General features: G+C 62.4%; 18 protein-coding genes. 13 read left to right on the top strand and 5 right to left on the bottom strand.

Annotation, left to right across the window (positions count from 1 at the left end; translation table 11 throughout):
• Positions 1 to 5 precede the first annotated feature (5 nt).
• Positions 6 to 1,259 (bottom strand): tyrosine--tRNA ligase, encoded by a 1,254-nt coding sequence (gene tyrS, locus EN807_RS29180; RefSeq protein ID WP_135937687.1) that lies wholly within the window; start codon positions 1,257 to 1,259, stop codon positions 6 to 8.
• 321 nt (positions 1,260 to 1,580) lie between these two features.
• Here tyrS and EN807_RS29175 point away from each other — a divergent pair, with 321 nt between their 5' ends.
• A complete protein-coding gene (locus EN807_RS29175) occupies positions 1,581 to 2,309 on the top strand; it encodes a glycosyltransferase family 2 protein (protein ID WP_135937686.1) in 729 nt (242 codons plus the stop codon).
• A complete protein-coding gene (locus tag EN807_RS29170; protein ID WP_127212256.1) occupies positions 2,302 to 2,634 on the top strand; it encodes a lipid-A-disaccharide synthase N-terminal domain-containing protein in 333 nt (110 codons plus the stop codon). The genes EN807_RS29175 and EN807_RS29170 overlap by 8 nt, the downstream gene beginning before the upstream one ends.
• Before the next feature lie 114 nt (positions 2,635 to 2,748).
• Here the strand turns inward: EN807_RS29170 and EN807_RS29165 are convergent, their stop codons facing one another.
• Complete coding sequence (locus EN807_RS29165; RefSeq protein ID WP_135937685.1) at positions 2,749 to 3,399, bottom strand: FMN-binding negative transcriptional regulator; 651 nt, start codon at positions 3,397 to 3,399, stop codon at positions 2,749 to 2,751.
• A gap of 12 nt (positions 3,400 to 3,411) precedes the next feature.
• Positions 3,412 to 4,086, bottom strand: coding sequence for an alpha/beta hydrolase (locus EN807_RS29160; protein WP_127316263.1), 675 nt, complete (start codon positions 4,084 to 4,086; stop codon positions 3,412 to 3,414).
• A 258-nt stretch (positions 4,087 to 4,344) separates the two neighbouring features.
• On the opposite strand from EN807_RS29160, the gene EN807_RS29155 reads away from it, so the two are divergent.
• The 8 genes from EN807_RS29155 to sufA all read left to right on the top strand — a co-directional run bounded on the left by EN807_RS29155 (position 4,345) and on the right by sufA (position 11,805).
• Positions 4,345 to 5,523, top strand: a complete 1,179-nt coding sequence (locus EN807_RS29155) for a cysteine desulfurase family protein (protein WP_135937684.1) — start codon at positions 4,345 to 4,347, stop codon at positions 5,521 to 5,523.
• A gap of 186 nt (positions 5,524 to 5,709) precedes the next feature.
• Positions 5,710 to 7,227 (top strand): Fe-S cluster assembly protein SufB, encoded by a 1,518-nt coding sequence (gene sufB, locus EN807_RS29150; protein ID WP_135937683.1) that lies wholly within the window; start codon positions 5,710 to 5,712, stop codon positions 7,225 to 7,227.
• A gap of 4 nt (positions 7,228 to 7,231) precedes the next feature.
• Positions 7,232 to 7,513, top strand: a complete 282-nt coding sequence (locus EN807_RS29145; protein WP_135937682.1) for a hypothetical protein — start codon at positions 7,232 to 7,234, stop codon at positions 7,511 to 7,513.
• A complete protein-coding gene (gene sufC, locus EN807_RS29140; protein WP_135937725.1) occupies positions 7,513 to 8,268 on the top strand; it encodes a Fe-S cluster assembly ATPase SufC in 756 nt (251 codons plus the stop codon). Before EN807_RS29145 ends, sufC begins: the two co-directional genes overlap by 1 nt.
• Before the next feature lie 43 nt (positions 8,269 to 8,311).
• Positions 8,312 to 9,580: a Fe-S cluster assembly protein SufD gene (gene sufD, locus EN807_RS29135; protein WP_135937681.1), complete on the top strand. Its 1,269-nt coding sequence runs from the start codon at positions 8,312 to 8,314 to the stop codon at positions 9,578 to 9,580.
• Between the two features lie 94 nt (positions 9,581 to 9,674).
• On the top strand, positions 9,675 to 10,916 hold the full coding sequence (locus EN807_RS29130) for a cysteine desulfurase (RefSeq protein ID WP_135937680.1): 1,242 nt from the start codon (positions 9,675 to 9,677) through the stop codon (positions 10,914 to 10,916).
• A gap of 5 nt (positions 10,917 to 10,921) precedes the next feature.
• Positions 10,922 to 11,314 carry an SUF system Fe-S cluster assembly protein gene (locus EN807_RS29125; protein ID WP_127212323.1) on the top strand — a complete coding sequence of 131 codons (393 nt, stop codon included), beginning with the start codon at positions 10,922 to 10,924 and terminating at the stop codon, positions 11,312 to 11,314.
• A 110-nt stretch (positions 11,315 to 11,424) separates the two neighbouring features.
• Positions 11,425 to 11,805, top strand: coding sequence for a Fe-S cluster assembly scaffold SufA (sufA, locus tag EN807_RS29120; RefSeq protein WP_006206001.1), 381 nt, complete (start codon positions 11,425 to 11,427; stop codon positions 11,803 to 11,805).
• A gap of 131 nt (positions 11,806 to 11,936) precedes the next feature.
• On the opposite strand, the gene EN807_RS29115 is transcribed toward sufA, so the two are convergent.
• Positions 11,937 to 12,434, bottom strand: coding sequence for a GFA family protein (locus EN807_RS29115; RefSeq protein WP_135937679.1), 498 nt, complete (start codon positions 12,432 to 12,434; stop codon positions 11,937 to 11,939).
• 90 nt (positions 12,435 to 12,524) lie between these two features.
• Between EN807_RS29115 and EN807_RS29110 the strand changes: the two genes are divergently transcribed.
• Positions 12,525 to 12,848 carry a TfoX/Sxy family protein gene (locus EN807_RS29110; RefSeq protein WP_029353596.1) on the top strand — a complete coding sequence of 108 codons (324 nt, stop codon included), beginning with the start codon at positions 12,525 to 12,527 and terminating at the stop codon, positions 12,846 to 12,848.
• A 36-nt stretch (positions 12,849 to 12,884) separates the two neighbouring features.
• On the opposite strand, the gene EN807_RS29105 is transcribed toward EN807_RS29110, so the two are convergent.
• Positions 12,885 to 13,799, bottom strand: a complete 915-nt coding sequence (locus tag EN807_RS29105) for a carbohydrate kinase family protein (protein WP_135937678.1) — start codon at positions 13,797 to 13,799, stop codon at positions 12,885 to 12,887.
• 275 nt (positions 13,800 to 14,074) lie between these two features.
• Between EN807_RS29105 and recA the strand changes: the two genes are divergently transcribed.
• Positions 14,075 to 15,172 carry a recombinase RecA gene (gene recA, locus EN807_RS29100; RefSeq protein ID WP_135937677.1) on the top strand — a complete coding sequence of 366 codons (1,098 nt, stop codon included), beginning with the start codon at positions 14,075 to 14,077 and terminating at the stop codon, positions 15,170 to 15,172.
• Between the two features lie 256 nt (positions 15,173 to 15,428).
• Positions 15,429 to 18,095, top strand: a complete 2,667-nt coding sequence (alaS, locus tag EN807_RS29095) for an alanine--tRNA ligase (protein ID WP_135937676.1) — start codon at positions 15,429 to 15,431, stop codon at positions 18,093 to 18,095.
• Positions 18,096 to 18,124: the final 29 nt, after the last annotated feature.

Below are 18,124 nucleotides of genomic sequence, written 5' to 3'. Positions count from 1 at the left end.
GCTGCTCAGGCCGGCCGCACCAGAACGTGCCTTTTCTTGCCGAGCGACAGTTTTAGGACTTGTTCCGGGCCGAGATCCTGAAGCGTCACCACCCGACGGTCGTCAGATACCGACTGGTCGTTCAGCCGCACGGCGCCGCCCTGGATGTGTCGCCGCGCCTCGCCGTTGGACGCGGCAAGCCCGGCGGTCACGAACAGCGACAATATGCCGACGCCGCTTTCCAGATCGGCCTTGCCGACCTCGACGGTCGGCAGAGTTTCGGCCAGCGCGCCTTCTTCGAACGTCTTGCGCGCGGTTTCCTCGGCTTCTTCGGCTGCCTCGCGGCCGTGCACGATGGCCGTCGTTTCCGTGGCCAGGACCTTCTTGGCCTCGTTGATCTCGGAGCCGCCGAGCGCGGCGAGCCGCGCGATCTCGGTGAGCGGCAGGCGGGTGAAAATTTTCAGGAAGCGCGTGACGTCGGCGTCCTCGGTGTTGCGCCAGTACTGCCAGAAATCATAGGGCGAGTAGAGATCGCCGTTCAGCCAGACCGCGCCCTTGGCCGATTTGCCCATCTTGGCGCCTGACGACGTCGTCAGCAGCGGTGTGGTCAGGGCATAAAGCTGCGGCGTACCCATGCGGTGTCCGAGATCGACACCGTTGATGATATTGCCCCACTGGTCCGATCCGCCCATCTGCAGGCGGCAGCCATATCGCCGGCTGAGCTCGACGAAATCGTAGCCCTGCAGGATCATATAGTTGAATTCGAGGAACGACAGCGATTGTTCGCGCTCGAGCCTCAGCTTGACGCTGTCGAAGGTAAGCATGCGGTTGACCGAAAAATGCCGGCCGACATCGCGCAGGAATTCGACATAGTTGAGCTTCATCAGCCAGTCGGCATTGTTGACCATGATCGCGTCGTTTGGACCGTCGCCGAAACGCAGGATGCGGCCGAAGATGCGCTTGATGCCGTCGATGTTGGTGGCGATGGCCTCAGGCGTCAAAAGCTTGCGCTGGTCGTCGCGGAAGGACGGATCGCCGATCATCGAGGTGCCGCCGCCCATCAGCGCGATCGGCCGGTGGCCGGTCTCCTGCAGCCAGTAGAGCATGGTCGCGGAAATCAGATTGCCGATATGCAGGCTGGTCGCCGTGGCGTCGTAACCGACATAGGCGGTCACCGTTTCCTTGGCGAAAAGCTGGTCGAGGCCGGCATCATCCGAAATCTGGTGGATGAAACCGCGCTCGCTCATAATGCGCAGGAAATCGGATTTGAAGGCGGACATTTTTTCTTTCCCGAAAGCGCCCAACCGAAGCGGATCGGGCGTGGTATGCGTGAACGCGGGCGTTTAGCATCCAAGCGCGGTCAGCAAAAGGGGAATCCGGTTTTGCGTCCGGTCGCGTTTTACATGACCGGTTCGGTGCGCACGCAATCACGGGGTCGTGAAACGGCGCAAGCTCGCCTTCCGGCTGCATCCTTGCTTCATCGTCTGGGCTGGCGTAATGAGGCGCCGCGCCAGCGGGTTCTTGCCGCACCTGACCCGCTGGAGCGGCACCACACGGCATCGAATCGAATGCCAATACCCTGTGACAGAGCCCGACGCGAAATGCCGGAGATATCCATCGTCATTCCTTGCCGGAACGAGGCGGCGAACCTGCCGCTTCTGCTCGATGAGATCGGGGCGGCGATGGCCGGGCGCGACTTCGAGGTGATCGTCGTCAATGATGGTTCGACCGACGAGACCAGCTCGGTGCTAGCCGCCCAGGCAGTGCTTCGCCCGTTTCCGCTTCGCCACCTCCAGCATGAGAAATCCGCCGGCCAGTCTTTCTCTGTGCGTTCGGGCGCATGGGCGGCCCGCGGCGATATCGTCGCCACGATCGACGGCGACGGCCAGAACGATCCCAAATATATTCCGGTGCTGGTCGATGCGCTGCGGCAGGCCGGTCCCGGTTTCGGTGTTGCGCAAGGGCAGCGCCTGAAGCGTCGCGACAGCAAGATCAAGCAACTGGCGTCCCGTTTCGCCAACTGGCTGAGAAAGGCCGTCCTGCATGACGAGACCCGCGACACGGGCTGCGGCCTGAAGGCGATCCATACCGATATCCTTAGGAAATTACCGTTCTTCGACGGCACGCACCGCTTTGTTCCGGCCCTCGTCATCCAGGAGGGGTATCGCGTCGTGCATTGCGACGTCGTCGACCGCTCTCGCCGTCACGGCAAGTCCAATTACGGAATTTTCGATCGCGGCCTGCAAGGGGTGCTTGATCTCGCCGGTGTCTGGTGGCTGCGCCGCCGGCGCCGCAGAATGCCAAAAACAGAGGAAATCCGGCGTGCCTAACGTGCTTCAAGAACTGGCGACCTGGCTTCACGACGTCTTCGTCAAGCAGTTCGATACGTGGATCCTGCTCGGCTTTGTCGCCCAGTTCTTTTTCAGCATGCGCTTTGTCGTGCAGTGGGTCGCATCGGAAAAAGCCAAGCGCAGCGTCGTGCCGATCGCTTTCTGGTTCTTTTCGCTGTTCGGCGGCAGCCTGCTGCTGATCTACGCCATCCAGCGGCAGGATCCGGTGTTCATCGCCGGCCAGGCCCTGGGCCTGTTCATCTACATCCGCAACCTGTGGCTGATCGCCAACGAGCGCAAGGCGGCGATGACGAAGGTCGATTGATCGACCTGCCTCTCAGCGCGACGTGGCGCAAGCCGGTAAGGTCGACACCGATGCCTTCCTGGCCGCAGCAAATCCCTGGGAGTCCCCGGGCTGCGACCTTGCACAAGGTCGGTGCTACCTGTCGTCCAGTCCGCCGTAGGATCGTACAAGCCGGACCATGTCGGGCGAGTTCGAGCCCTCGCTCTCGAGCCCCTCGGCGACACCGCTACGGTCGGCTATGGGCCGGTTCTGGCTGACCTTCCACTTGCCTTGCATGTCCGTGATCTCGATTTCCAGCCCGACAATGCCCTTGATCTGCGACTGGATGAAGCTGGCTGGTGCGTCGGTCACCGCCCAAGGTGCTTCGCGAGCGGCTTCCTGTGATATCGTCAGATCGGAAATCTGCTGGGCCAGCCAGTCCTGGTCCTCGATCACTCTAAATGCACCGCGCACCTGGACAATGGCGTAGTTCCAGGTCGGCACGACCTTCCCGGTTTCGCGCTTGGTCTCGTACCAGGACGGCGTCACATAGGCATCGGTGCCCTGGAAGACGACCAGCACGGGCGCTGCCGTGCTGTCGGCCAGCAGGCGCCATTGAGGATTGGCTCTCGCCAGGTGGGCGCGCAGCCTGCCGTTCGGAGGCACTTCGGCGTCGAGCAGGAACGGAATCGCGTTCGCGACCGGTCCCTCGACCCCATTTGAAATCAGCAGGCCGAGCGGATGCGCCCGGATCAGCCCGTGCAGGACGTCCCGTCGCGTTTCCTGGAAATGCGGGGGCTGGTACATCGCTGTTCGCCGCTATCTCAACCGTTTCGGCCGCGGATCGGACAACTCGCCGGCCAGCCGGCGATCGAGATAGTCCGCGCATTCCTGGAGCAGGAGGTCCGCGTCGTTGGAGAAGAAATGGTTGGCGCCGGGCAAGGTCTTCTGGGTGATGGTGATGCCCTTTTGCGTGTGCAATTTGTCGACCAACCCCTGCACGTCCTTTGGCGGCGCGACCTTGTCGGCGTCACCATGGATGATGAGGCCGGACGACGGGCAGGGCGCCAGGAACGAGAAATCATAGGTGTTGGGCTGCGGCGCGATCGAGATGAAGCCTTCGATCTCCGGCCGGCGCATCAGAAGCTGCATGCCGATCCAGGAGCCGAACGAATAGCCGGCGACCCAGCAGCTCTTGGAATCAGGATGCAGCGACTGCACCCAATCAAGTGCCGCGGCCGCATCCGACAATTCGCCGGTGCCGTGGTCGAATTCGCCCTGGCTGCGGCCGATGCCGCGGAAATTGAAGCGAAGCGTGGTGAAATCCCGCTTCTGGAACATGTAGAAGAGGTCGTAGACGATCTTGTTGTTCATCGTGCCGCCGAATTGGGGGTGCGGGTGCAGGATGATGGCAATCGGCGCGCTCTTTTCCTTGGAAGGCTGGTAGCGACCCTCCAGGCGGCCGGCCGGACCGGCGAAAATGACCTCAGGCATAAAATACTCCACATGGCATATGAATGCGCGGCGCCCGGAACAACTCTTCCTCTGGCCCCCAGTCTTCCCAGGCCTTGACGCAGGGCGAGCGTCTTTCTAGAAGCTAGTTTAGAATTGTTCAAAACTGGGTGGCCAAAACGTCGTGGTTCGGCCATCCGCGCCGCAAGTCGCGTAAATAGGACGGCTTGCCTTGCAATTTCAAGGAAATAACGCGCTATCCTCGCGGAATGGCTCTTGAAGGGACCGATTGAAACGAAAATGGCCGGAAGACGCGCCTATCTCGACTACAATGCCAGTGCGCCGCTGCTTGCCGCGGCGCGCACGGCAATGATTGCCGCGCTCGATACTGCCGCCAACCCGTCATCGGTCCATGCCGAGGGTCGCGCCGCACGGCGGCTGATCGAGAATGCAAGGCGCGATGTGGCGACGCTGGTCAACGCTAGCGCCGAGCATGTCGTGTTCACCTCCGGTGCGACGGAAGCCGCGTCGACGCTGCTGACGCCGGATTGGCGGATGGGGCGCGGCACTATCCGCATGAGCCGGCTCTATGTCTGCGAAGCCGATCATCCTTGTGTGCTGAATGGCGGGCGCTTTCCGGCAGCCCAGGTGACACGCATCGGCGTCGACACCGACGGCATTGTCAGGCTGGACGCGTTGACGGCGGCACTTGGACGTCATGACAAGGCAGACGGCCTGCCGTTGGTGGCGATCCATGCCGCCAACAACGAGACCGGCGTCATCCAGCCGGTCGAAAGCATCGCCGAAATCGTCAAGGCGGCGGGTGGCATTCTGATCGTCGACGCCGTGCAGGCAGCCGGCCGCATTCCGCTCGATTTGTCAGCGGGTGACGCCGATTACCTGATTCTGTCTTCGCACAAGATCGGCGGTCCCAACGGCGTTGGCGCCATTATCGCCGCCTCGGACCTGATGATGCCCAGGCCCTTGATCGCCGGCGGTGGCCAGGAAAAGGGCCACCGTGGCGGCACCGAAAATCTGGCCGCGATCGCCGGTTTTGGCGCGGCAGCGCGGGAAGCCCTGATCGGGATGAAGAGCATCGATGCGGTCGGTCGCCGCCGCGACGAGATCGAGGCCATCGTGAAAACGCTGGTGCCGGATGCGGAAATCTTCGGAACCGGCGCGCCGAGGCTTGCCAATACGACATTCTTCGCTATTGCGGGCATCAAGGCCGAGACGGCGCAGATCGCCTTCGACCTCGCCGGTGTGGCACTGTCGGCCGGATCCGCCTGTTCGTCGGGCAAGGTCGGCCCGAGCCACGTGCTGAAAGCCATGGGGCACAGTGACAGCCTTGGCGCTTTGCGCGTGTCCATCGGCCACGCAACGAGCGCCGAGGATGTCGAGCTGTTCCGCAAGGCACTGTCAGGTATCGCCTCGCGGCAAGCCGGTAAGGAAGCGGCGGACAGGGAAAAAGCTGCCTGAGTGCGGCAGAATGATGCAGGCCTTCCGGCCTGGTAGAGCCGTGCGTTTCATGATGGCCGGGTGAATTTCCGGCAGGGACGCACTATATGGAACTTACGCCGCCTTGGTTGCCCATGGGCACTCTTTTCGCGGTGCCATAGTTTGAAAACTGCCGGGCCTTGACCCCGGCGTGGATGGAGAACGCATATGCCTGCTGTGCAGGACACGATCGATCGGGTCCGAAAGATCGACGTCGACCAGTATAAATACGGATTCCAGACCGAAATCGCGATGGACAAGGCCCCAAAGGGCCTGAGCGAAGACATCATCCGCTTCATTTCGGCGAAGAAGGATGAGCCGTCCTGGATGCTGGAATGGCGTCTGGAAGCCTATCGGCGCTGGGCTACGCTTGACGAGCCGAAGTGGGCGCGCGTCCATTATCCGAAGATCGATTTCCAGGACCTCTACTACTATGCGGCGCCGAAGAGCACGCCGGGACCGACATCGCTGAGCGACGTCGATCCTGAGCTCTTGAGGGTCTACGAAAAGCTCGGTATCCCGCTGAAGGAACAGGAAATCCTCGCCGGCGTGCAGAAGACCGACGCGTCGGAACTCGAGGAACCCAGCGACAATGTCTACAAGTCGGGCCGCGTCGCCGTCGACGCCGTGTTCGATTCGGTGTCTGTCGTCACCACCTTCAAGAAGGAGCTGGCGCAGGCCGGCGTCATTTTCTGTTCGATCTCGGAAGCGATCCGCGAGCATCCGGAACTGGTGAAGAAATATCTCGGCTCGGTCGTCCCGACCTCCGACAATTTCTACGCCACGCTGAATTCGGCGGTGTTCACCGACGGCTCCTTCGTCTTCGTGCCCAAGGGGGTGCGCTGCCCGATGGAACTGTCGACCTATTTCCGCATGAACGAGAAGAACACCGGCCAGTTCGAGCGCACGCTGATCATCGCCGAGGAGGGGGCTTACGTCTCCTATCTCGAGGGCTGCACGGCGCCGCAGCGCGACGAGAACCAACTGCATGCCGCCGTGGTCGAGCTGATCGCGCTCGACGATGCCGAAATCAAATATTCGACGGTGCAGAACTGGTACCCCGGCGACGCCGAGGGCAAGGGCGGCATCTACAATTTCGTCACCAAACGCGGCGACTGCCGTGGCCATCGTTCGAAGATATCGTGGACGCAGGTCGAGACCGGCTCGGCCATCACCTGGAAATATCCGAGCTGCATCCTGCGCGGCGATGATTCCAGCGGCGAGTTCTATTCGATCGCCGTGTCAAACGGCTACCAGCAGGTCGATAGCGGCACCAAGATGATTCATCTCGGCAAGAACACGTCGAGCCGCATCATCTCCAAGGGCATCGCCGCCGGCCTTTCGCAGAACACCTATCGCGGACAGGTTTCGGCGCACCGCAAGGCGACCAACGCCCGCAACTTCACCAACTGTGACTCGCTGCTGATCGGCGATCAGTGCGGCGCGCACACCGTGCCCTACATGGAAGCCAAGAACGCGACGGCACAGTTCGAGCACGAAGCGACCACCTCGAAGATCTCCGAGGACCAGAAGTTCTACGTCATGCAGCGCGGCATTCCGGAAGAAGAAGCGATCGCGCTGATTGTCAACGGCTTCGTCAAGGACGTCATCCAGCAGCTGCCGATGGAGTTCGCGGTCGAGGCGCAGAAACTGATCGGCATTTCGCTCGAAGGGAGCGTGGGTTGATTAGATGGAACGACGCTCTTGGAAATTCTTCGAGCGAATCGAGAGCTTGATATTCATCGTTCTGATGCTCTTGTTGACGCTGGCTATTGGAGGTGCCGTGGCGGCTCTGATAGGCGCAATGTTTGGCTTGAGTTCGATAAAGAATATTGGTGGTTCGATTGCGGGCCTAGGCGCGGTTGGGTTTTTTGGCTGGATGTTCGTTACTGGCGATCTTGGGACGGCGCTTCTAGGGATCCCGTCAAGGACCGAGCGTCGAGAACAACAAGAACACGAAAGTAGAAAATGATGCTTGAGATCAAAAACCTGCATGCCCGCATCGTTGATGACGGCACCGAAATCATCCGCGGCTTGAACCTGACGGTGCAAGCCGGAGAGGTCGCTGCCATCATGGGCCCCAACGGCTCGGGCAAATCGACGCTGTCTTACATCCTCGCCGGCCGCGAGGACTATGAAGTCACCGAAGGCGACATCCTTTACAACGGTCATTCGATCCTCGAAATGGATCCGGCCGAGCGTGCCACATCCGGCATCTTCCTCGCATTCCAGTATCCGATGGAGATACCGGGTGTGGCGACGATGGAATTCCTGAAAGTGGCGATGAACGAGCAGCGCAAGGCGCGCGGCGAGGAGCCGCTGAAGATCCCGGAATTCCTGAAGCGCGTTAAAGACGCCGCCGCCTTGCTCGATATGGACATGGCGATGCTGAAGCGGCCGCTCAATGTCGGCTTTTCCGGCGGCGAGAAGAAGCGCGCCGAGATATTGCAGATGAAGCTTCTGGAGCCGAAGCTGTGCGTGCTCGACGAGACCGATTCAGGCCTCGACATCGATGCGCTGAAGATCGTCTCGGAAGGCGTCAATGCGCTGCGCGCGCCAGACCGCGCCATCGTCATCATCACCCACTACCAGCGCCTGCTTCAATACATCGTGCCGGATAGTGTGCACGTGCTCTACAGAGGTCAGGTGGTCAAGTCCGGCGACAAGTCGCTGGCGCTAGATCTCGAAGCCAATGGCTATGCCGGCGTGATCGGCCAAGCCGCGTGAGATGCCAGAAGGCCCGGAAGGCAAGCCAAACAAGGCGAAACTGATGAATATACACACGACACCCCAGCGAACGCCGGCCGAAACGGCGCTGATCGACGCCTTCAGCGACCGGCTGTCGCTGCTGCCCGGCGACGGCACGGTGATGCTGAAGCGCGACGACGCCATCGAGGCGATCAAGAGCGGCCTGCCGACGCGGCGCATCGAATCCTGGCACTACACGGATCTGCGCCGCCTGCTGACTTCGGTGCCGGACTTCGATCCCGCGGCCGCCGCCAAGGCAATCGCACCGACCGTCGAAGGCTCTGCCGTTCTGCCAGTCCTGAACGGCGCCTCGAGCACGAAGCTGCCGACGGTTGATGGCGTTGCGGTGCAGCGCCTGTCGGAGAAGCTGACCGACGGCAGCGCAGCACCTGGGCTCGACCTCTATGGCGCCGACGATGCGATCGGCGCGCTGAACACCGCTTTCGTCGCCGACGGTTATGTCGTCGACATCGCCGACCGCACCGAATTGGACAAGCCGATCGAACTGCAGAACCTGCAGGCCGGCGGCCAGACGCATGTTCGCCTGGCCGTCCGCGTCGGCGCCGGCGCCAAGGCTGTTATCGTTGAGCGCCAGGCGGGCGAGGGCGCCGCACTGGTCAGCTCGGTCAGCCAGCTTCTGCTTGACGAGGGCGCCGACGTGACGTGGCTGATCGTGCAGGAGCAGCCGGATACAGCCACGCATCTTGCCCAGTTCAAAGCGCATCTCGGCAAGGATTCGAAACTGACGCTGTTCGTAATGAATGCCGGCGGCAGACTGGTGCGCCAGGAGGTCGTGGTCAAGACGACAGGCGAAGGCGCCGATTTCACGCTGCGCGGCATCAACCTGCTTGCCGGTGACACCCATACGGACGTGACCATGGTGCTCGACCATGCCGTGCCGCACACGGCTTCGACGGAAGTGATCCGCAACGTGGTGACCGGAAGAGCGCGCGGCGTCTTCCAGGGGCGCATCAACGTCCACCAATACGCGCAGAAGACCAACGCCAAGATGGCCTGCAACACGCTGCTTCTGTCGGATGACGGCGAGTTCTCGACCAAGCCTGAGCTCGAAATCTTCGCCGACGACGTCGTCTGCGGCCATGGCGCGACCGTCACCGAGATCGCCCATAGCCACCTGTTCTACCTGATGGCGCGCGGCATAGACGAAAAGTCGGCCCGCGGCCTGTTGGTGAAGGCGTTCGTCGCCGAAGTCATCGAGGAACTGGACGACGAGGCTATTGTCGAGGCGCTGGAAGCGAGGCTCGACGGCTGGTTCGCGACGCACGGCTAGCGCCTTTCCTTCTCCCCTTGTGGGAGAAGGTGGATCGGCGCGTAGCGCCGAGACGGATAAGGGGTCTTGGACGGAATGAGGCGATGAAATTGTGATGGACCAGAAAGTTGAAAACATTCCCTACGACGTCGAGGCGGTCCGCAGCGACTTCCCGATCCTGTCGCGGGAAGTCTACGGCAAACCGCTGGTCTATCTCGACAATGGCGCCTCGGCGCAGAAGCCGCGGGCCGTGCTCGACGCTATCCAGCACGCCTATTCCCAGGAATATGCCAACGTCCATCGCGGGCTGCATTTCCTGTCGAATGCCGCGACCGACGCCTATGAGAAGGCGCGTGAGACGGTACGCCGTTTCCTAAATGCGCCGAGCACCGACAACATCGTCTTCACCTCGAACACGACCGCGGCGATCAACACCGTCGCCTACGGCTTCGGCATGCCGAATATCGGCGAGGGCGACGAAATAGTCCTGTCGATCATGGAGCACCATTCCAACATCGTGCCGTGGCATTTCATCCGCGAGCGGCAGGGCGCCAGGCTGGTATGGGTACCGGTCGACGACCTCGGCGTCTTTCATATCGAGGAGTTCGAGAAGCGGCTGACCGGCCGCACAAAAATGGTCGCCATCACGCACATGTCGAATGCGCTGGGCACGGTGACGCCGATCAAGGAGATCGTCCGCATCGCGCATGCGAGAAACATTCCGGTGCTGGTAGATGGCAGCCAGAGCGCCGTGCATATGCCTGTAGACGTGCAGGATCTCGACTGCGATTTCTTCGTCTTCACCGGCCACAAGGTCTACGGTCCCTCAGGCATCGGCGTACTCTACGGCAAGAAGGACATGTTGGAGCGCATGCGCCCATTCATGGGCGGCGGCGAGATGATCGAGGAGGTGACGCAAGACATCGTCACGTACAACGATCCGCCGCACCGCTTCGAGGCCGGCACGCCGCCGATCGTGCAGGCGATCGGGCTGGGCGCTGCGCTGGAATATATGGAAAGGATCGGCCGCGAGCGCATCGCCGCCCACGAGGCCGATTTGAAGGATTATGCCCATGAGCGGCTGCGCGCCATCAATTCGCTGCGCATCTTCGGCGATGCGCCTGATAAGGGCGCCATCGTCTCCTTCGAGCTGCAGGGCATTCATGCCCACGACGTGTCGATGTTGATCGATAGGCAAGGCGTTGCCGTCCGCGCCGGCACCCATTGCGCCCAGCCGCTGTTGAAACGCTTCGGCGTAACATCCACATGCAGGGCGTCGTTCGGCATGTATAATACCAGGGCCGAAGTCGACGCTTTGGCCGATGCGCTGGAAAAAGCGCGAAAGTTCTTCGGGTGACGATCATGGATGATGCAGGCCGCACCGCTGAGACCACGTCGGAAACGACTGCCAACGGTCTGGTTTCCGCCTCGGCCATTCCCGCCGACGAGTTGGCGCGGCTGACCGACGACATCGTCTCGGCGCTGAAAACGGTCTACGACCCGGAAATACCGGCAGACATCTACGAGCTTGGTCTGATCTACAAGATCGACATCGAGGACGACCGCTCGGTCAAGATCGACATGACGCTGACCGCGCCGGGCTGCCCGGTGGCCGGCGAAATGCCCGGCTGGGTGGAAAATGCCGTGGGCGCCGTCGAAGGCGTTTCCGGCGTCGAGGTCACCATGACCTTCGATCCGCCCTGGTCACCGGACCGCATGTCGGAAGAGGCGCAGGTCGCGGTGGGTTGGTATTAGCACCGGATGTGACAAAGATTGGCGCACTTGCGCCAGGCAGAGAATTTCACCATTTTAGGTGAGGAATCATTCGGCAGGCCTTGAACCTGCACGCAATGGAGAAAGAAAAGATGGGACGCTTCGCCGTCATCACGATGACCGAAAAGGCTGCCGACCGGGTGCGCGAGATCGTTGCGACCCGCGAGAATGCGCATGGCATTCGCCTTGGCATCAAGAAGGGCGGCTGCGCCGGCATGGAATATACGGTCGATCTGGTGACCGAGCCCAACACCAAGGATGACCATATCGAGCGCGACGGCGCCCACGTTTATGTCGCGCCCGAGGCAGCACTTTTCCTGTTCGGCACCGAGATGGATTTCGAGCAGACGACGCTTCGCACCGGCTTCACTTTCCGCAACCCGAACCAGAGCTCGGCCTGCGGCTGCGGCGAATCGGTTGAGCTCAAGCCGGCCGATTTGAAGGCTCTGGCCGAGGCGCGCGCTTCGGCCTGATCTTCCCTTCTCCCCGTTTACGGGAGAAGGTGGCCCGAAGGGCCGGATGAGGGGCAGAGCCGGCCTCTGCAACATTTGCGCTGCCCTCATCTGCCTGCCGGCATCTTCTCCCCGTAAACGGGGAGAAGGACCTAATCCACCCACATTCCCGTTCGTTTGTGCCATCCGGCGATCGATTCTTCCGGATAAATATCGAAGACCTTGTCGTCCTTGCCGATTTCGGGCTCTACCCAGTTCGCCTTGTATTTCAGCATGAGGTGCACCTTTTCAGGCGGTTTCGGCAGGTCCGTGTCGACCGCCGAGGCGAAGGGATGGACCAGTTCCGGCCACGTCGGGTCGTAGAGCCACAGTGCCGATCCGCATTTCCTGCAGAAATTCCGCTCGCCTGACGAGATCTCGCATTCTGGATGCTCGTCGTCCTCGATCTCGGCTTGATAGACGCCAAGGTTGCGCTTGCCCTTGATTTTCAACGTATCGAAATTAGCGCCGAGATTGATGGCAAAACCGCCGCCGCCCTGCTGCTTGCGGCAGATCGAGCAGTAGCACAACATGAACGGCACCGGCGTATGACTTTCCACCTCGAAGCGGACAGCATTGCACCGGCAGGACCCTTTGAGCAAAAGCGGCATGAAAAACTCCGACGAAATTGGTTTTCAACTTGTCAGGATGGTGCCGGCTGCGGCGATGACAAGGGGAAATCCGGGTGCCATGATCGCGGCATGGACAATGAACGCATTGCCGAACTTTTCGAAGGCCTCGGCCCGGTCAGCATTCGCAAGATGTTCGGCGGCAAGGGCATCTACTTCGACGGCGTCATCGTCGCCATCGTCATCCGTGGCGAATTGATGCTGAAGGCCGACTCGGAAAGCGCGCCCGAATTCGAAGCGGCCGGCTGCCGGCAATGGACCTACACCGGCTCGCGGCACGGCAAGCTCGTGTCCATGCCGTATTGGAGCATTCCCGACAGCGCCTTCGACGATCCGGATGAGATGGCGGTCTGGGCGCGCCGGGCCTATGAGGCGGGGCTGCGCGCCGGCAAATAGGTGTGTCCGCTAGCCGCTCAGCCTAAGATAATCGCTTCAGGTTGACGCCTCGGGCACGAATGCCAGCGCCTCGGCAAAGATAGCGCTCGTGAAGGCGGCGCTCTCGACGGCGAGCATCGCGGCGGCAACGCCTTCGCGCAGCGCCGCGCGCAGCGTCAGGCCGCGCAACAGAGCGGCGACCGTAGCGCCCGCCAGCACATCGGCGGCGACGTCGGTGACCTTTCTTGGCGGCGGGATCGAGAAGGCGCCGGCTTCGTCGAAACCCAGCACCGGACCGTCATCTGCCGTCACCACGCCGCTTTTGAGGCCTGCGCGCCTCAAGCCGTCGGCGATATCTTGCTCCGCGGCACCGATACCGCCATCGGCGAGGGCGATGGCCTCGCGCCGGTTCATGAAGACCAGCGCCAGACTGTCGAGCACCGGCGCGAGCCGCACCGCCTTGTCTGGTGAAGTGGCGAGGGCGAAGACCGGCTTGCCGGCGGCAAGCGCCACCAGTCGCTCCAGCGCGGTCGACGGCAGGTTTGCGTCGCACAGGACCGCATCGGCGGTGCTGATCGCCTCGCGCACCTTGGCACGGCGGATCTGCTTGGCAAGCGCCAGGTCGTAGAGCGCCATGTCGGCAAGGCCGACGATCAGCGCGCCGTCGCCGTCGATTATCGTCGTGTTGCTCGGCGTCGTGCGATCGAGGAACACCACGGATAGATCGGCAATGCCGGCCGCAGCGATGGCGCGCGAGACCGTGTCGGCCAGAACATCGCCGCCGCGCACCGAAAGCAGCGAGCCGGAGACGCCGCGCCGCACGGCGCCGCGCAGCGCATTGAAGACGGCGCCGCCGACATCCTCGCGCATCGTGCCGGGATTCGACGCCGCCGGCACAAAGGCGCCCGAAACCTGGCCGCGCCGATCTATATAGGCGCCGCCTACGGCCAGGATTGTCGGCGACTTCATCATGCCTGGGAGGAGACCTTTGCTGTTGCCGGGCAAAGACTAGGGTGTCCGGCGGAACCCGGCAACCGAAGGCGCGATTCGTAAGATGCCAGCACGATCCTGCGAGGCTAGCGGAATACATCCGGGAGTGAAAACACGAAACAAAAAAAGAACAAATCCGGATATTGTTTTGTTTTTCAATCGTTTGTCTGCCCTTGCCAGACGAGAACAAAAAAGGTACAAATTAATAAGGATTACGGATTGTCCGGCCTTCATTGACGACCAAGGGGTGATGTATCATGGCTCAGAATTCTTTGCGGCTTGTAGAGGACAAAGCAGTGGATAAATCAAAGGCTCTGGATGCGGCGCTGTCGCAAATCGAGCGTGCCTTCGGCAAGGGCTCGATCATGCGGCTCGGCGCAAACGAGCAGGTCGTCGAGATAGAAACGGTGCCGACCGGTTCACTTGGCCTCGACATCGCGCTTGGCGTCGGCGGCCTGCCGCGCGGCCGCATCGTCGAGATCTATGGGCCGGAAAGCTCGGGCAAGACGACGCTGGCGCTGCACACGGTGGCCGAAGCCCAGAAGAAGGGCGGCATCTGCGCCTTTGTCGATGCCGAGCACGCGCTCGATCCGGTCTATGCGCGCAAGCTTGGCGTCGACCTCGAAAACCTGCTGATCTCGCAGCCCGATACCGGCGAACAGGCGCTGGAGATCTGCGACACGCTGGTGCGTTCCGGCGCCATCGACGTGCTGGTGGTCGATTCGGTCGCGGCACTGACGCCGCGCGCCGAAATCGAGGGCGAAATGGGCGATTCGCTGCCCGGCCTGCAAGCCCGCCTGATGAGCCAGGCGCTGCGCAAGCTGACCGCCTCGATCTCGCGCTCCAACACCATGGTCATCTTCATCAACCAAATCCGCATGAAGATCGGCGTGATGTTCGGTTCGCCCGAGACCACGACCGGCGGCAACGCGCTGAAATTCTATGCTTCGGTGCGCCTCGACATTCGCCGCATCGGCTCGGTCAAAGACCGCGACGAAGTCGTCGGCAACCAGACCCGCGTCAAGGTGGTCAAGAACAAGCTGGCGCCGCCCTTCAAGGTGGTCGAGTTCGACATCATGTATGGCGAGGGCGTGTCCAAGACCGGTGAGCTGGTCGACCTCGGCGTCAAGGCCGGCGTGGTCGAGAAGTCCGGTGCCTGGTTCTCCTATAATTCGCAGCGTCTCGGCCAGGGCCGCGAGAACGCAAAACTGTTCCTGCGCGACAATCCCGACACGGCACGCGAGATCGAGCTGGCGCTGAGGCAGAATGCCGGGCTGATCGCCGAGAAATTCCTCGAAAATGGCGGCGCCGAGAGCGGCGGCGACGGTTTCGAGGACGAAGCTGGCGCGATGTAAGATACAGGCTGTGCCAGTCAAAGTTACCCGTTTGAGTTCGCGTTTCCCGAATTGAGTTGGTGTATCGATGTGTTTATGCCGCCGGCCCTGGGCCGGCGGTTTGCGTTTTTGCCGGTAGCTCCGGTCATTCTGAACAGCCGGCAAGGGCTACGGTTTGGAGCAATTCCGTGTTTCTGGACAGGGTGCGGTGCGACCGCTAAAAGGCCATGTCTGTTTTCCGCCGGCAATCGGCGGTTCTCTCGAAAAGGCAGTATTCATGAGTGGCGTCAACGAGATCAGGTCGGCATTTCTCGACTATTTCCGCAAAGAGGGTCACGAGGTCGTGGCGTCGAGCCCCCTGGTGCCGCGCAACGACCCGACGCTCATGTTCACCAACGCTGGCATGGTGCAGTTCAAGAACGTCTTCACCGGGTTGGAAACCCGTCCCTATTCGCGCGCCACGACTTCGCAGAAATGCGTGCGCGCCGGCGGCAAGCACAACGACCTCGACAATGTCGGCTACACTGCCCGTCACCACACCTTCTTCGAGATGCTCGGCAATTTCTCGTACGGCGATTATTTCAAGGAGCGCGCCATCGAGCTTGCCTGGAACCTGATCACCCGCGAGTTCGGCATCGCCAAGGACAGGCTTCTGGTGACCGTCTACCATACCGACGACGCGGCCGCGGGCTTCTGGAAGAAGATCGCCGGGCTGCCGGAGGACAGGATCATCCGGATCGCCACCAGCGACAATTTCTGGGCGATGGGCGATACCGGTCCCTGCGGCCCGTGCTCGGAAATCTTCTACGACCATGGCGCCGACATTCCGGGCGGCCCGCCCGGCAGCGCGGATGAGGACGGCGACCGTTTCATCGAGATATGGAACCTCGTCTTCATGCAGTTCGAGCAGGTGACGAAGGCGGAGCGGATCGAACTGCCGCGCCCGTCGATCGACACCGGCATGGGGCTGGAGCGCATCGCCGCCGTCCTGCAGGGTGAGCACGACAATTATGACATCGACCTGTTCAAGGCGCTGATCCGTGCCTCGGAAGAGGCGACCGGCGTCAAGGCGGAAGGCAAGAACCGGGCGAGCCACCGCGTCATTGCCGATCACCTGCGCGCATCGAGCTTCCTCATCGCTGACGGCGTGCTGCCGTCGAACGAAGGCCGCGGCTACGTGCTGCGTCGCATCATGCGCCGCGCCATGCGCCATGCGCAGCTTTTGGGCGCCCGTGATCCGCTGATGTGGCGGCTGGTGCCGGCGCTGGTGCGCGAGATGGGTCAAGCCTATCCCGAACTGGTGCGCGGCCAGCCGCTGATATCAGAGACGCTGAAGCTCGAGGAAACGCGCTTCCGCAAGACGCTGGCGCGCGGCCTCGGCCTGCTTGCCGACGCGACCGAGACGCTCGGCAGCGGCGACCGGCTTGACGGCGAGACAGCGTTCAAGCTCTACGACACCTATGGCTTCCCGCTCGACCTCACTCAGGACGCACTGCGCCCGCGCGGGGTTTCGGTCGACCTCGACGGCTTCAATGCAGCGATGGAGCGGCAGAAGGCCGAGGCGCGCAAGAGCTGGGCCGGCTCCGGCGACGCGGCTACCGAGACCGTCTGGTTCGCGGTGCGCGAGAATGCGGGCGCGACCGAGTTTCTCGGCTACGACACCGAGCAAGCGGAAGGCATTGTTCAGGCGCTGGTCAGGGATGGCGTTGCAGTGGAGAGCGCCGTTGCCGGCGACAGCGTCGGCGTCGTCGTCAACCAGACGCCGTTCTATGGCGAGTCCGGCGGTCAGATGGGCGACACCGGCACGATTTCGGGCGAAGGCTTTGCCATCGAGGTCACCGACACGCAGAAGAAGGGCGACGGCCTGTTCGTGCATTTCGGCAAGGTCGCCAAGGGCACCGTCAGGACGGGTGAAGCGGTCGAGCTAAAGGCCGACCATGTCAGGCGCACTCGGCTGCGCTCCAACCATTCGGCGACCCATCTTGTCCATGAGGCGCTGCGCGAGGTGCTCGGGACCCATGTTGCGCAGAAGGGCTCGCTGGTCGCGCCGGAACGGCTGCGCTTCGACTTTTCCCATCCCAAGCCCATCTCTTCGGAAGAGCTGGAACGCGTCGAGGCGATGGCGAACGAGATCGTCGTCCAGAACAGCCCGGTGACGACGCGGCTGATGAGTGTCGACGACGCGATCGCCGAAGGCGCCATGGCGCTGTTCGGCGAGAAATACGGCGACGAGGTTCGCGTCGTGTCGATGGGCACCGCGGTAACCGGCGACAAGGCCGGCAAGCCCTATTCGGTCGAGCTGTGCGGTGGCACCCATGTCGGCGCTACCGGGGACATCGGCCTGGTTCGGCTGGTGTCGGAGGGCGCCGTCGCTGCCGGCGTGCGCCGCATCGAGGCGCTGACCGGAGAGGCGGCCAGAAAGCATCTCGACGAGCAGGACAAGCGGCTGAAGGCGGTCGCGGCGGCGCTGAAGATTTCGCCAGCCGACGTGCCGGCCCGCGTCGAGGCGCTGCTCGACGAGCGCAAGAAGCTAGAGAAGGAGCTGACCGAAGCGCGCAAGAAGCTGGCGCTGGGCGACCGCTCGCCAGCCGGCGTGCCTGCCGAGAACGAGACCATTGCCGGTGTCGGCTTCCTCGGCAAGGCGGTAGCGGGCGTCGCGCCAAAGGACTTGAAGCCTCTGGCCGATGCCGGCAAGAAGTCGCTCGGCTCCGGCGTCGTCGTCTTCGTCGGCGCCGGCGAGGACAACAAGGCCAGCGTCGTGGTTGGCGTCACCGACGACCTGACCGGCCGCTTCAGCGCCGTCGATCTGGTGCGCGTGGCGTCCGCGGCATTGGGCGGGCAGGGCGGCGGCGGCCGGCCTGATATGGCCCAGGCCGGCGGCCCGGATGCCTCGAAGGCAGAGGATGCGATTGCCGCGGTGAAGGCGGCGCTGGAAGCTGCGTGAACCCGCACCAGTAAGGCCAGGCCGAAGTG

Origin of the sequence: Mesorhizobium sp. M5C.F.Ca.ET.164.01.1.1 (assembly GCF_004792125.1) — a bacterium.
GTDB classification, from domain to species: domain Bacteria; phylum Pseudomonadota; class Alphaproteobacteria; order Rhizobiales; family Rhizobiaceae; genus Mesorhizobium; species Mesorhizobium wenxiniae.
This window is presented reverse-complemented; position numbering and strand designations above follow the sequence as displayed.